This is a genomic window from Alteromonas sp. ABH4_452 (assembly GCF_056311825.1).
Window position 1 is genome coordinate 2,426,562 of the sequence record NZ_CM149973.1, and the last position, 14,839, is coordinate 2,441,400.

Consider the following 14,839-nt stretch of genomic DNA (forward strand, 5'->3'; position numbering starts at 1 on the left):
TTAAACAAATGGACATATACTGTATAAATATCAGTATGGTTTATTTTGAGTCTTATCTTGGTTCGCTAAAAAGCGCAACGTTTAGGAGATAGTTATGCAAACAGGCATTAAAGCGGTTGATCAGCTTATTTCAAAACACGGCATTATGGCAGAATTCGGATCAGACACGTTTCAACGCCGTAGCCGCTTGACTGGGGGCGACGAGCGCGCAAATGGGTTGCCTTTCTGTATGTATCAAAAGGTGGTACATGCCCCTTTGTCTCATCAATTTACCGTGCATCACTTTTATATGCCGGGTAATAAGGGGAAATTAGCGAGCTTTTTGTTTAATGAAAAAGGGCAGTTAATTGAGCAGGTCTACTACCAGAAAGTTGCCCGCTGGGTGGAAGTGTGCAGAAAATTACAGCAGCTAGTACAAATGCCTACGTCTGATATTCATATGGCGGCGTAACAGATAAAAAAAGCGGTAACGTTTCTAAACGTCACCGCTTTTCTACTAAATAGATAGGTAGCTACATTGGAAGAGAGTAGCTACTTAACTTTTCTTAGTAATATGTGTACTTAAACTCAACACCCCAAATACGAGGTTCGTTTACAATACCCGTTAAGTTTGCAAAGTCGATTGCACCTTTAACGTTGTCTTCGTCTGTAATGTTACGACCGAATAGCGCTACCGTGTAGTTGTGCGCAAAGTTCTCATAACCAATGCGTAGACCGCCTTCGAAATTGTCGTCTGTAGTAAACTCAACCGCTTCATATAGGAAGATGTTGGTTTCACCTTGGAACGCCCAATCAGTAAACACGAAGAATTCACCGTCATCGCCCATAGGGATGGTGTAACGTGCTGTGAAGTTAAAGATTGACTCAGGCGCTTGAGGGAAAGGGTTTCCGTCTATAATTGCGTTGAAACCATCTGGGCGTTCGTCAGTAACAGTACAGTAACCAGTAAAGCCGCTTGCAGCGCTAGTACCACAAGGTGCAACCGTTAGAGAGTCATCTTTGATCTCAGTGTGGTTATAGCTGTAGCCAGCAGTGAAAGTTAATTCATCAGTCGCTAGCCACTGAGCGTCTACTTCAAAACCGTAAGCTTCACCTTCATCAGCGTTTACTAGTGCAGTAAAGTTGTTACCGCCACCAATAGCTGAGAATTGCATGTCGTCAACAGTATAGTAGAACGCAGCAGCGTTTAGACGTAGCGTATCGTCGAACAGGTCAGATTTAACACCTACTTCAAAAGAGTTGATAGTTTCTGCGTCTGCAACTGAAGGTGCGCCTTCAAATGCCACGTCACGACCTTGGATAGTTTGCGCTCTGAAACCATTAGCATAGCGAGCAAAAACAGACATGTCGTCAGTTACACGGTAGTTTGCACTTAGTTCAAAGCTTGTTTGGCCGTCATCTACATTGATATCGTCATAATCTTGAACAGATGCAATACCTAGAACAACGGCAAACCCGTCAACGTTTTGTTCGCCAACAACAAGAGATTTCTTGTCGTGAGTGTAACGGATACCACCAGTAACGTTTAGCTTGTCGTTAACTTGGTAAGATGACTGACCGAATACCGCCCATGTTTGGTTTTCATGGAATACCGTAGTCGCGCCAAAGAAACCGTCGATGCTGGTTACGTTGAACGATGCATCGTAATAGAAAGCACCTACTTGCCAGTTCATTGGGTCGCTGGTGTTACTTGCTAAACGAAATTCTTGCGTGTACTGCTCTAGATCGTCAAGGTTATCTTGAGTTACAAAGTTTTGTGAAGCAATCGCGTCGCCGTCGATGTCGCCAAGACTTGAACCTTCAGCGGTTTCGATTGCAGAGATTGAAGTAAAGGTTACATCGTCCATGTCGTATTCTAGTTTAAGTGATGCACCTAAACCTTCGTAAGACTGTGGGTTGTTATCTGTACCGTTACCTTCTAGATCGCCGTCGTAGCTTACCGTTTCGCGGTCGTAGCTATCGTTAAGGTCATTGCTGCCTTTATTAAAAACGTTTCCACGGAAAATTGAAGCAGTACCGTCTAAGTCGCGGCCGTGTACGTTGAGAAGTGCAGAGAAGTCCGCTGATGGCTCCCAAAGAAGCTGTAAGCGCCATGCTTTTTCGTCGAAGCCGCCTAATGCGTCGTTTTGACCTGTTGCTGCGTTGTCGATGTAATCATCACGCTCTTGTGACAATACAGAAAGACGGGCAGAAAGTTCGTCAGTAAGACCGCCGCTAATAGCGCCTTCAAAGTTCATTGTACCGTATGAACCGAAGCCTGCTTTCGCGTAACCTTCAACGTCTTGGGTTGGTTTTACTGTATCAAATTTGATGATACCAGCAGTGGTGTTACGACCAAATAGTGTACCTTGTGGGCCACGAAGTACTTCAACTTGCTGAACGTCGAAAAGCGGGAAGCTTTTAAGTACCACGTTTTCCATTACCACTTCGTCCATGATAATAGAAACAGGTTGTGATGCAGCAAGGTCGAAGTCGGTGTTACCTAGACCACGAATATAAAAACGCGGTGCAACACGACCATTTGATGACTCAGCATAAAGACCCGGTACGCGAACCGCTAAAGCAAGAATATCTTCACCGCCTGAGAAAAGGCTTTCGAATTTTTCACCGCTTAACGTCGCAACAGAAATAGGTACTTCCTGTATTGATTGAGTACGCTTTTGCGCAGTTACGGTAATCTGTTCAAGTGAGGCTTCTTTTTTTTCTGTCGATGCGGCCTCTTGTGCAAGAACTGAAGAGCTGAACGCTGCACTAACAGCTAACGCTAGCGTGGCGATTTTGTGTGTTCTCATGTTTCCACCAAGATGATTTTAAAATTATACTTTTGTAGTGTTTTTAGCACAAAAATTAACAATCTATGCTTGGCGTTGCATTTTACACAAACTTTTAATTAAAAACTTCATATTTGTGCAAAAAAGGTGTGAGTTAGTCGAAAGTGCACAATATTAGGTACTGCTAATATGGCCTAAAAGGTGTGATGCACGGTCTTAGAGCAATCATTAGGGAAAATGACATTTTTTGGTGCTTGTTTGCAAAGCGATTTAGGCGTCCTCACGCGCGCTTGAACTTTGTTCGATATTGAGAAGGCGACAGCCCCGTATTCTTTTTAAACAACCGAGTGAAAGAACTCAGGTCTTCATAGCCTACCGAATTGATCAATTGCTCTAGCGGCATGCTGGACGTTTCGAGGAGTTTCCTTGCGTGTTCAATACGCAGTGACTGTAAATACTGGCCAGGCGTTGTGTCGCACGCGTTCTTAAAGCGGCGAATAAGCGTGCGCTCAGTCATGTTATGTTGGTGTGCCAAGTCGCTTAGCTTACATTTGTTCTGTAGATTTCTTTCCAAAAACGACTGAACCGCTTTAATATCTTTGTCGGTGTGAAAGCGCCGTTGGCGACTGCTTGCATACACTGTTTGGCTTGTTCTCGACACATCTAACACATGAGACTTTGCAGTATCGCTGGCAATTTGATGGCCACAGTAGCGCTCTATTAAAAGGATAGACAGGTCAATCCATGCCATACCGCCGCCCGCGCAATAGACGGTGTCGTCCTCTGTCACCATTTTTTCTGGCTGCAGATTTACACTTGGAAACATGGCTTCGAATTTATCAGCATAACCCCAATGAGTCGTTGCGGTTTTATTGTTAAGTAAACCTGTCAGCGCTAATAAAAAGTTACCCGTGCAATTAGCTGCTATATCCGCTCCCATTTTTTGAAGGCGCTTTATATGAACCAGCAGCGGCTGTGTATCATTCAGTACCTCATCAATATCGCCACCGATAGTTGGAATAAGCAAAACATCGGTGTGAGATACATCTTCAATAGCAATATTGGGCTGTAGCACAACTTGATTAGAGCACAGAATAGATTGCCCGTGATGACTCGCCAGTTGCACTTTAAATTGTGGTGCAGTGGGCAAATTGTGAATTCGCTGCCAACTAATACCAGCAAAAGCAAACACATCAAGTGCGCCAGTAATGGCAGATGCCAAAGCTTGATCGAAACCAAGAACGGTAACAGTGAATTTAGTGTTATTCATAAAAATAATTAAATTTATAAAAGAAAATAAAACACAGTGATTGTTGGCGGTATTGGCCATTATTGTGTCATAAATGACAATAATGACATGATAACGAATATGACACAATGCGTTAACAATTATTCGTAGGGGACAGAACACCATGGCCGACCAACTTATACCACGCCGTGAAATGCAATTTCAGCTGTACGAAGTATTAAATACTGCAGCACTGTGCGAAAAAGCACGCTTTGAAGAGCACAACGTTGAGACCTTCAATGCCGTTATTGACATGGCCGAAAAAATGGCAGAAGAGCTCTTTCTTCCCCATAACGCAGTAGCTGACAAAAATGAGCCTACGTTTGATGGCACCAAAGTATCTATGATCGACGAAGTGAAAGTCGCCTTTGATACGTACAGGGAATCAGGCTTTATTGCGGGTCACTTCGATTTTGAAGATGGTGGTATGCAGCTTCCCGTCACCGTGATGAACGCCTGTGCGGGCTATTTCTTAGCGGCAAATCCGTCGTCTACTGCATATCCTTTTTTAACTGCGGCTGCCGCCAACGTAATTAAACACTTTGCCTCAGACGATATCAAAAGCGCGTTTCTACCTAAAATGCTAGCGGGTGATTTTACCGGAACGATGGCGCTTACTGAGCCTCATGCGGGTTCGTCCCTTGCTGACATTCGCACCTCTGCGAGGCTGCAAGACGATGGTACGTACCGCATTAAAGGTAGCAAAATTTATATCTCAGGCGGTGAACATGAGCTTTCCGATAATATAGTTCATTTGGTACTAGCAAAAATTCCTGGCGGTCCTGCAGGTGTTAAAGGCATTTCACTATTTGCCGTACCTAAATACCGACTTGATGCTGACGGTAACCCAGATGTACGCAATGATGTCACTCTTGCCGGCCTTATTCATAAAATGGGTTATCGAGGCACCACTTCAACTGCATTGACCTTTGGTGAAAATGGCGATTGCCACGGCTACTTAATCGGAGAAGCCCATCAAGGCTTGCGCTATATGTTCATGATGATGAACGAAGCGCGCATTGGTGTGGGCTACGGTGCGGCAATGATTGGGTATCGCGGTTATCGCTATTCACTAGAATATGCTAAAGACCGTACACAAGGTCGCGCCGCCCCTAATTTAGCCCCCGAAGACGACCCAACGCCCATTATCAATCACGGTGACGTGCGACGTATGTTGCTAGCGCAAAAAGCATATTGTGAAGGCGGTATGTCTCTTTGCTTATACGGCAGCATGCTCATCGATGAGATGGAAACCGAAGCCGACAGTGAAAAACGTACCGAGCTTTCTCAGCTTCTTGACCTTTTAACCCCTGTATTTAAGGCGTGGCCGTCAGAGTTTGGCCCTAAAGCTAACGACTTGGCGATTCAGATTTTAGGCGGCGCTGGCTACACCCGCGAATACCCGGTTGAGCAATGCTGGCGCGATAACCGCCTAAACCCAATTCACGAAGGCACCAACGGTATTCAGGCGTTAGACCTGCTAGGAAGAAAATTGTGGCAGCACGATGGTAAAGGTTTGCAAGTGCTACTTTCTCGTGTCACGCGCGATATGAAGCGAGCAGAAACCTCAAGAGCACAGGCGCTGGCAGCAAAATTAAAACCTTATTTAGACCAGCTTGGCGCACTTATACAACAAGCTGCTGCAGATTTGCGTTCTGACAAACAGTCTGTGTTGTTAACCAACGCAAGCTGCTTCTTAAACATATTTTCAAGCTGTGTAGTGAGTTGGATTTGGCTGCGCCAAGCTAACGTTGCCGAGCAAGCGTTAAGTAAGGGTGCAGGCGATCAGGATGTTGACTTCTACGAAGGAAAACTTGCCGCAGCAGAGTATTTTTTAAATTGGGAACTACCGCTAGTAAGCCGCGATATAGAAGTACTGACGTCACGAGAAGCATCTTGCAACAACGTTAAGGCAAGCTATTTCTAATTTTAATCATTACTATGTGCGCTTAAGACATTGTAGAAGAAGATGCAGCGCACGTAAATCAAACTGGAGTACAGCTAATGAATGTAGCTGCAAATGTTGAAGGTAAACATATCCTTATTACTGGTGGTGGCTCGGGGATCGGTGCCGCGTCAGCTCGCGTTTTAAGTGCACGTGGTGCAATAGTAGGTATTGCCGATCTAAACGAAGAGAACGCCAAAACACTGGCTGAAGAAATTATTGCATCAGGTGGTAAAGCCTATGCAGTGGCGGTTGATGTTACCGACCCTGCTCAGGTCAAGGCGATGTTCGAAACGGCCCTTTCTCATCTTGAAAAGATAGATGTGATCATAAACAACGCGGGTATCGATCATTTTCCTGCGCCACTTACCGAAGTCGACGACGCTATGTTTATGAAAAACATTCAGGTTAACTTGGCAGGCGTTTGGTATTGCATGAAAAACGCGCTGAAGCATATGACCACTACAGGTGGCGGTCATATAATCAATATCGCTTCTGTAGCAGGGCTACGCTCAGCGCCAATGATAAGTGCTTATAGTGCGTCTAAACACGGGGTAATAGGGCTGACTAAATCGGCAGCGGTGGAATACGCGCGAGCGAATATTCGTATCAACGCGGTATGCCCGAGTTTTGTTGATACGCCTATGGTTCAAGGCGTTTTATCTAAATTAGATGAACGCGGTCAAAAAGGGTTAATTGCAGCCAACCCAATGAAACGCTTGGGTAAGCCTGAAGAAATTGCAAATGCTATTGCATGGCTGTGTAGTGATGAATCGTCATTTATGACGGGGCAGTCTGTGGTACTTGACGGCGGTATGTTGGCATAAGCGCCAAGTGTGATGAAGATAAAACGATAAGCTTTTGGGGGGCGTATTTTTAAAGCCTTTAAAAGACTTATTACACGACAAATGCAGCTATCGTAGATAGGACACTGAGATACGTAGTTTGCGTAAAAATGGCAAGAGAAGGAATGTTTGATGAACAACCTATTTGATTTAACAGGAAAAGTTGCACTGGTTACAGGTGCTAGTCGCGGTATCGGCGAATCTATTGCGCGGTTGCTGGCTCAGTATGGCGCCCACGTTATTGTATCAAGCCGCAAAATTGACGGCTGTGAAGCAGTTGCTTCTTCAATTCGCGACGCAGGTGGTAAAGCCACAGCGCTGGCTTGTCACGTAGGTGAAATGGAGCAAATTACCGAAGCATTTGATGTCATTAAACGTGATTTCGGCAAGCTGGATATTCTGGTAAACAACGCGGCGGCAAACCCTTATTTTGGACATATTTTAGATACTGACTTAGGCGCTTATAACAAAACCGTAGATGTGAACATTCGTGGCTACTTCTTCATGTCGATTGAAGCAGGCAAAATGATGAAAGAGCAGGGTGGTGGCGTCATACTCAACACCGCTTCAGTAAATGGCGTAACGCCGGGCGACATGCAGGGTATCTACTCTATTACTAAAGCGGCAGTTATCAGTATGACTAAGTCATTCGCTAAAGAGTGCGGTAGTTTAAACATTCGTGTTAACGCATTACTGCCAGGTTTGACCGACACCAAGTTTGCGTCAGCGTTAACAACCAACGAGCAAATTTTGAAGCACGCGCTGAAAGTTATTCCGCTGGGCCGCGTAGCCGACCCAGATGAAATGGCGGGCACTGTATTGTACCTAGTATCAGATGCATCAAGCTACACCACAGGCACGACAGTGGTTGTAGATGGTGGTATGCTAGCGTAAATAGTTTCAAATACGAGAGACGACCATGCATATATGGGTTGACGCAGACGCGTGCCCTGCAGTTATCAAAGACATTCTTTTTAAGGCAGCCAGACGTACCAAGCTGCCTTTGTCTTTGGTGGCTAACCATTCTATGTCTGTACCACCAGACAAGCATATAACCTTAACGCAAGTGCCTTCTGGCTTCGATGCTGCTGACGATTACATTGTAGAAAAGTGCGAAGCCGGTGATTTAGTGATTACCAACGACATTCCATTGGCCGCTGACGTATTGGCAAAAAATGCGTTAGCAGTGAATAACCGTGGTGAAGAATACGACAAGTCGTCTATCAAGCAGATTTTAGGTATGCGAGACTTCATGGACACCATGCGTTCAAGCGGCGAACACACCGGCGGGCCGAAAGCGTTTTCACAACGCGACAAACAAAACTTTGCCAATGCGCTAGACCGCCTCCTAACCCAAGGCCTCCGCAACCTAAAATAATGGATAAATATTGGGGTCAGAGTACTTTTTTGCAGAATGAAAAGTACTCTGACCCCATTTTTTTAGTTGGATGACGAAGTCTGGCTATAAATATTTGTACAAAATGCGTCCAAAAATTTTACACTTCATTATCTTGCCTGCTCTCCTCATATATAACTATCTGACTATGTTTGAAAAATGTTTTGTGGCATGCATCATGCTGCAGGGCATTTTGTGAGGTAACACCATATTTCAGAAGTCGTGAAGTATTTAGGTTGTTGAATGATGTAGGAAGCAGTCCTCACGTCAAATCAAAATAAATACATTAAGTAATTAAGGATAATGAAATATGTGTTATTCAAAACAATTAAAGCCCCAAAAGTATTGTAAATTTATTGCTCTACTCTTTATTGCTACTTCCCTATTGTCCACTCATTTGGCGAGTGCACAACAGGTAGATAACAAAGGTACTGAGTTTATCTTGGCGTTTACTCCTAACTTTGATAACTCCGGCTCTGTTGAAATACACTTAACAAGTGAGTTCACGACAGACGTCACATTAAATTACCCTCTGAACAGTCCTACATTTACAACCGTTGAAACAGTATCGCCGGGAAGCGTGACAGTAGTACAGATTCCAATCGACGCTATATCAACGGTTGTTGTGGATAGCGTGCAGAATAACGCGATACATGCATTTGCAGAGAATGAGTTCGTGGTGTATACGGTGAACAGGCGCACTGCGTCATCTGATGCGGCTTTGGGCTTACCTGTTGATACGATGAATACTCGGTACATTGCTTCGACCTACAATTCTGCAGCGAGAGGAGCGCAGCTCGCTATTTATGCCTCTCAAGATGACACGCTCGTAACGATAACACCCAGCAACAATATGATAGGACACGTTGCGGGCGTGCCGTTTCAGGTTTCTCTAAATAGAGGTGAGGTGTACTTTGGTCGCTCTACTGCTACTTCTGGTCCATCAGGGTCTCTTACTGGTACTTTGGTTGAGGCCACTAAACCTATCGGCATGGTAAATGGAAACGGGTGCACAAATGTTCCTACAGGTGTAAGCGCTTGTGATCACATCTATGAGGTGGCCCAGCCGGTTCAATCTTGGGGGCTTTCTGCTTCTGCAACAGGACTTCCAAATCGTCCTAATGGAACGATATACCGAATTGTAGCATCTGAAGATAACACTTCAGTTTCAATCAACAGCATCTTTCAAGGGACAATTAATACGGGAGAGTTCATTGAAACGTCTTCATTAACAGGTAATCTTTCGTTTACCGCTGACAAGCCTATTTTTGTAACTCAATACATGACAGGTCAAAGTAGTTCAGGAGCAACTCTAGGTGATCCAGCAATGGGTAACATGATTCCTTCTGAGCAGTATTTGACAGACTATACATTCTCAACGGTTGGCGAGTCACAGTTTGTACAAAACTTTATTACGATTATCGCGGCAAACGACGACGTTGGCACGTTGTTGTTAGACGGTGTTCCAGTTCCTGCTGAAAGCTTTACGCCATTTCCAGATATTCCTTTTTCATCAGCAATCGTGGAGCTTACGCAAGGAACTCACACGACTTCCTCATTGAATCCACACGGTATAACTATTGAGGGATTTAATAACTTCGACTCCTATATTTATCCGGGTGGTGCGTTGTTTGAATTTATCAATGCTCAAGGTGACCCATTCCCACCAACATGTTCTGCAAGTGTAGGTTTAGAAAGTGCGACTGGTTCAGTCAGCGATTTTGAAAACGACGAAGATGTAAATGGAAACGGTGTTTTGGATGCAGGAGAGGATTTAAATAACAATGGCGTGCTTGACGCAGACACCGGTGTTTTTTTCGTAAACACCTTATCGAGCGACAACGTTAATGTATCCGTACAAAGCTTTGCGCCAGGTGCTGACACCGTTAGTGTAAGTGTCAATGTTATTGACCCTCAGCTTCCCGCTTCTGCGACTTTAGAGGGGCAAGATGGTGCTGGTAACATTTGTTTGTTAGACATTTCCTTTGATGATGAAGAACCAATGGCGTGTGATGTGGATGGTGATGAAAATGTAGATATGGACGATCTGCTTCTTATAAGAGCGGCCAGAAATATGCCTGCATTACCAGGGGATCCTAGAGACAACGACGGAAACGGAGTCATAAACATCCTCGACTTTAGGCAATGCTCCATTCAATGCACTCAAAATCGCTGCACAGTTCTTTAATAAATTTTAGAAGGAATTAGATAATGAATTTAAAATCAAAAATCGTGAACTGCGTGTTTGTATTATCCACACTTTTTGCAACTTCAGCCAACGCAGTGTTGATAACGTTATCGCCAAGCTCTCAAGAAGTCGGGATCTTCCAGTCAGTCAGTGTTGATGTTTTTGTTTCAGATTTAAGTGATACACAGGCTCTTGGTGCTTTTGATCTAGAACTCTTGTTTGACCCAAATATCGTAACGTTTAACAGCATTACGTTTGGAAGTGGTTTGGGATTCAGTTTCCAAGATACCTTCTCTGTAAATAGTGGGACACAAGCAGTATTAGAGTCGTCTTTAGAGTTTCCGAGTGATTTATTAGCATTTCAGCTCAATGATTTCTTATTGTTTACCGTGAACTTTGTATCCACAGGGTTTGGTGAAACGTTAGTCAGTCTTCAAAACGTAATATTGGGTGATGAAAATGGACAGGAGATAACCGATGTCAGCTTCAACTCTGCCAACATTAGAGTGAGTTCTCCAAATCTTGTGAATGAGCCTTCTCATATCGCGCTTTGTTTAATTGCTTTGTCATTTTTGGCCTATCGTAGGAAAAAAATGAAAAGTTAGTCGAGTTCAAACTGCTGACAAAAGGGCAAGCTATTGAGCTTGCCTTTTTTAATAGCTTTAAACTAGAGGTCAACCACTTAGTTTCAATAGCGCTAGTACGTAGCCAAAAATTGGGGTCAGAGTTGATTTAGCGTAGAAGAAGAGATGAGGCAGAAAAGTACTCTGCCCCAAAATTAATGGGGTTAGAGTTAATTTAGTGTTTAATAAGAGGGGGGGCAGAAAAGTACTCTGACCCTGAGGTATCCCCACAAATAATATAACGATATCAGTGAGATAAAAAAAGATAGGAACATTCATGACGTTTGGTGATCAGATCAATCGCCAAACTTCACCGAGGCCAAACAGTCATGAATGCCCTATCTATTGTGAACAAAGTCGTTACGCTTGTCAGCTACAATATGCATAATACTCGTCTAAATGCGATAACGGCATGCGTTAACAGCCTGCTTAATGGAAGCGCGGCAACCGTAACCAGCATAGGTCGAGGAATTAGCACTAAAGCCTATGAAAAACATCGAATTAAACGTGCTGACCGCTTGCTCTCAAACTCGCATTTATTAAGTGAAACACCGTTTATCTATGCATCTATATGCCAACTATTTTGCAGCGGCACATCACGCCCTGTTATCTCAATTGACTGGTCAGATTTAGACGACCGCAAAGCGCACTTCCTTTTGCGCGCGGAAATATCTTTAAAAGGTAGACCCATCACACTTTATCAAGAAGTTCACTGCAACAAGACCAAAGAGAAACCCGCCACCCACAAGGCATTCTTAAAGACGTTACACGCCATGTTACCTTCAAATTGCCGACCCATTATTGTCACCGACGCAGGGTATAAATCACCCTGGTTCAGGGAAGTATTAGCGTTAGGCTGGGATATTGTCGGACGGGTTCGAAAACCGCATTTTTACTCACTCGACAGCGGCAATACGTGGCAGTGTATTCGTCATCTTTATGCCCAAGCGACCAGTCGAGCAAAGCGTTTTGATAACAGCCAAATAGCGAGAGGTAACCCCTTTGCCTGTACGTTAGTCCTGTTCAAACAGAAAACGAAAGGACGCCACGCTTCAAATCCAGATGGTACACGCAAAGCTTCAAAGCGCTCGAAAGTCCATGCGCAAGGCGCGAAAGACCCGTGGCTGTTAGCGACATCACTAGAATCTCATCGACGTTTATCGAAACAGGTTGTTGCTATTTATCGCCAGCGCATGCAGATTGAAGAAGGCTTTAGAGACATGAAAAGTACCAAGTTCGGGCTTGGCTATGAACAGAATAAAAGCGTGAAAAAGCAACGTCTAACAATACTGATATTACTTACTACGTTAGCGTCACTGGTTGTTATCTTATTGGGTATGGTGGTCGTCTCTTCGAATAAACATCGGCGCTTCCAAGCAAATACCGAAACCAGAAGCGTGCTGTCATGCCACTATCTCGGCATGAGAGCTGTTGCTTGCTGAATACTATTCACTATGCGACAGTGGAAAGCTGTACTGAAATGGTACAGCTCCATAGTAGACGCTGCCTGGGCCGAAGGCACATGGAATTAAATTCGTGGGGATCCCTCAAACTCTGACCCCATTATTTAGTGGTTATTTTACGATGGTCATTTCTTCGATGAGGTTTGTTGCACCGTCAACGTATTCCATTACCCATAGCATGTAGCGGCTATCTACATGGATGGTACGGGTTGTTTTCGGGTCAAAGTCCCAATCTGAGTTAACGCTTTCAAATGTACCGTCAAACAACAACCCGATTAGTTCTGCTTTTGCGTTAAGCGTTGCAGAGCCTGAGTTTCCACCTGTAGAATCTAAATCCGTAAGGAAGTTAACCGGCACGCTATTGATGTCTTCAAGTTTGTACGGACCGTACTGCTTGTCTTCAATAAGCTCAAGCTGCTTTTTCGGTGAATCAAACGGTGTTTCGCCGGTATCTTTTTCCGTAATGCCTTCAAGACGAGTGAAGGGTTCGTAGATAAGGCCATCTTTTGGCGAACCGCCCATCACATTACCGTAAGTCACACGAAGCGTGCTGTTTGCATCTGGGTAAGCAAGGCTGCCTAAAGATTTTTGCCACTCAATAATAGCACTCATGTATTTAGGACGAAGTGCAGCAGCTTTACCGCTTAGCGTTTTGCTTTCATCTTCGATTGCCATTTCGGTATCGAAAAGTGCAACTGCCAGCTTAATGAATGGGTCATTGCTGTTTTCAAAATCAGCACGGCTTGCGGTTAACCATTTTAAACGTTCCTCAGTGCTGGTAAGTGAAGTATTGTCGTAAAACGCTTTTAACTTCTTCTGAAGCGTTTTTCCGTCAGTGTCACCATCAATGCCTACTGCTTTATCGAAAGCCGCAACGCGGTTTTCTTCAGGCTGCTCTAGGTACATGCTGATCATCTTTTGCCACACAGCTTGATCAACAACCGCATCAAAACGGCGATCAATTCGTTCTACGCCTTCTTTAATGCGAATTTGGTCGCGCTCTTGATACCCACGCTCACGCTCGGCATCTGGCTTTTCTCTCTCAATAGCATTGCGATAGAGGTTTTGGGCAGAGGATAAAAGCTGCGCGCGACTTAGGTTGTTGTACCAGAAGTTTTGCTTGTTCATTTGCATTTGTTTAGCGCTAACCGCATCAAGATCGGCAAGTGCTTGCTTCATTTCACTCTTACCGTTTTTATCAAGCCATGCTGCCAGCTGCTCTTCACGTTCTGCGCGACGGGGAACGAGTCCAACACGTTTGGCGCCAGAAAGCTGCCCCAAGGTGTTTTTGTGAAAGTTGTTTAAGCCCGCTAGCGTTGCTTCATACTTAATGCGCGCATCACTGCCTTCTTCAGACGCATTTTCAATGGTTTTGATCCATTCACCCACCAGTTCAAGGTAGGTTGGATATAACCAATCAAATGTGTAAGAGACTTGCGACAAACGGGCATAACGATTGGTTGAGCCCGGGTAACCCGCCGCCATTACAAAGTCGCCGTCTTCAAGGCCAGCAGCTGAAACTTTTAAGAAATGGTCTGGCTTAAATGGTACGTTGTCTTCACTGTAATCAGCTGGTTTCCCATCTTTACCTACGTAAGCGCGATAGAAAGAGAAATCGCCAGTGTGACGCGGCCACATCCAGTTATCAATGTCACCGCCGTATTTACCGATGGAGTCAGCAGGCGCATAGGCAATACGCACGTCACGTATTTCCATTTGTTTAATAAGCTTATACTCAAGGCCTTGGAAAAACGAAGGAACAGAGCAGCGGAAACCTGCTTCAGATTCACATTCTGCGATTAACGCTTTGCGATTAGTTTCAATAAGGTCGTAGCGTTCACGCCCTTGAACATCATCACCGATACCGCCAATAACTTTGTCGGTTACGTCAGAAAAATCGACCGTAACGAACATGCGTGTACCCGGTGCTGCGGGTAGTTCATCACCAATTTCCTTCGCTAAAAAGCCGTCTTTTAAGTAGTTGTTTTCTGGGGTGCTGTTGTATTGCACTGAACCGCGTGCGCAGTGATGATTTGTTACTGCTAAGCCTTTGTCAGACACAAAGGATGCTGAACACCCACCAAGTGAAACAATAGCGCCCATAGGAAAGGCAGTTAAATCGTTAATGCTGCTGGCAGGAATTGCCAAACCGGTTTCTTTTAAGTCTCCTGCAATTGAGGGGAGCTGTTCTGGGGTGAACATGCCTTCCTTAGCATCTACCTGCATAGCACTGCCTAGCAATGCGGCAGAAATACAAAATACACTTACTTTAGACATCAGTGATCCTTGTTCTTGTCGTTAATCTCATTGTGATACGTCA

The 14,839-nt window shown here is 44.5% G+C and carries 11 protein-coding genes; 8 read left to right on the forward strand and 3 right to left on the reverse strand.

Annotation, left to right across the window (positions count from 1 at the left end; genetic code table 11):
- Window positions 1–94 precede the first annotated feature (94 nt).
- The gene (locus ACYX4N_RS10330; RefSeq protein WP_069944449.1) at window positions 95–451 is read left to right on the forward strand and encodes a hypothetical protein; all 357 of its coding nucleotides are present in this window, start codon (window positions 95–97) and stop codon (window positions 449–451) included.
- A gap of 94 nt (window positions 452–545) precedes the next feature.
- On the opposite strand, the gene ACYX4N_RS10335 is transcribed toward ACYX4N_RS10330, so the two are convergent.
- Entirely contained in the window at window positions 546–2,792 is a 2,247-nt protein-coding gene (locus ACYX4N_RS10335) for a TonB-dependent receptor (protein WP_476053965.1), read from the reverse strand.
- A 259-nt stretch (window positions 2,793–3,051) separates the two neighbouring features.
- Window positions 3,052–4,041: a GlxA family transcriptional regulator gene (locus ACYX4N_RS10340; protein ID WP_476053966.1), complete on the reverse strand. Its 990-nt coding sequence runs from the start codon at window positions 4,039–4,041 to the stop codon at window positions 3,052–3,054.
- A 142-nt stretch (window positions 4,042–4,183) separates the two neighbouring features.
- On the opposite strand from ACYX4N_RS10340, the gene ACYX4N_RS10345 reads away from it, so the two are divergent.
- From ACYX4N_RS10345 to ACYX4N_RS10375, 7 genes are all read left to right on the forward strand, one after another.
- Window positions 4,184–5,986 carry an acyl-CoA dehydrogenase gene (locus ACYX4N_RS10345; RefSeq protein WP_476053967.1) on the forward strand — a complete coding sequence of 601 codons (1,803 nt, stop codon included), beginning with the start codon at window positions 4,184–4,186 and terminating at the stop codon, window positions 5,984–5,986.
- A 77-nt stretch (window positions 5,987–6,063) separates the two neighbouring features.
- Window positions 6,064–6,831: an SDR family NAD(P)-dependent oxidoreductase gene (locus tag ACYX4N_RS10350; RefSeq protein WP_476053968.1), complete on the forward strand. Its 768-nt coding sequence runs from the start codon at window positions 6,064–6,066 to the stop codon at window positions 6,829–6,831.
- Between the two features lie 150 nt (window positions 6,832–6,981).
- Window positions 6,982–7,743 carry an SDR family oxidoreductase gene (locus ACYX4N_RS10355; protein WP_474856878.1) on the forward strand — a complete coding sequence of 254 codons (762 nt, stop codon included), beginning with the start codon at window positions 6,982–6,984 and terminating at the stop codon, window positions 7,741–7,743.
- Window positions 7,744–7,768: 25 nt separating this feature from the next.
- On the forward strand, window positions 7,769–8,227 hold the full coding sequence (locus ACYX4N_RS10360; RefSeq protein ID WP_474856877.1) for a YaiI/YqxD family protein: 459 nt from the start codon (window positions 7,769–7,771) through the stop codon (window positions 8,225–8,227).
- A 328-nt stretch (window positions 8,228–8,555) separates the two neighbouring features.
- Complete coding sequence (locus tag ACYX4N_RS10365; RefSeq protein WP_474806413.1) at window positions 8,556–10,433, forward strand: hypothetical protein; 1,878 nt, start codon at window positions 8,556–8,558, stop codon at window positions 10,431–10,433.
- Between the two features lie 23 nt (window positions 10,434–10,456).
- Window positions 10,457–11,038: a cohesin domain-containing protein gene (locus ACYX4N_RS10370; RefSeq protein ID WP_474806415.1), complete on the forward strand. Its 582-nt coding sequence runs from the start codon at window positions 10,457–10,459 to the stop codon at window positions 11,036–11,038.
- A 347-nt stretch (window positions 11,039–11,385) separates the two neighbouring features.
- Window positions 11,386–12,498 (forward strand): IS4 family transposase, encoded by a 1,113-nt coding sequence (locus ACYX4N_RS10375; RefSeq protein WP_476053969.1) that lies wholly within the window; start codon window positions 11,386–11,388, stop codon window positions 12,496–12,498.
- 132 nt (window positions 12,499–12,630) lie between these two features.
- Here the strand turns inward: ACYX4N_RS10375 and ACYX4N_RS10380 are convergent, their stop codons facing one another.
- Window positions 12,631–14,796 carry a S46 family peptidase gene (locus tag ACYX4N_RS10380; RefSeq protein WP_476053970.1) on the reverse strand — a complete coding sequence of 722 codons (2,166 nt, stop codon included), beginning with the start codon at window positions 14,794–14,796 and terminating at the stop codon, window positions 12,631–12,633.
- Window positions 14,797–14,839 lie beyond the last annotated feature (43 nt).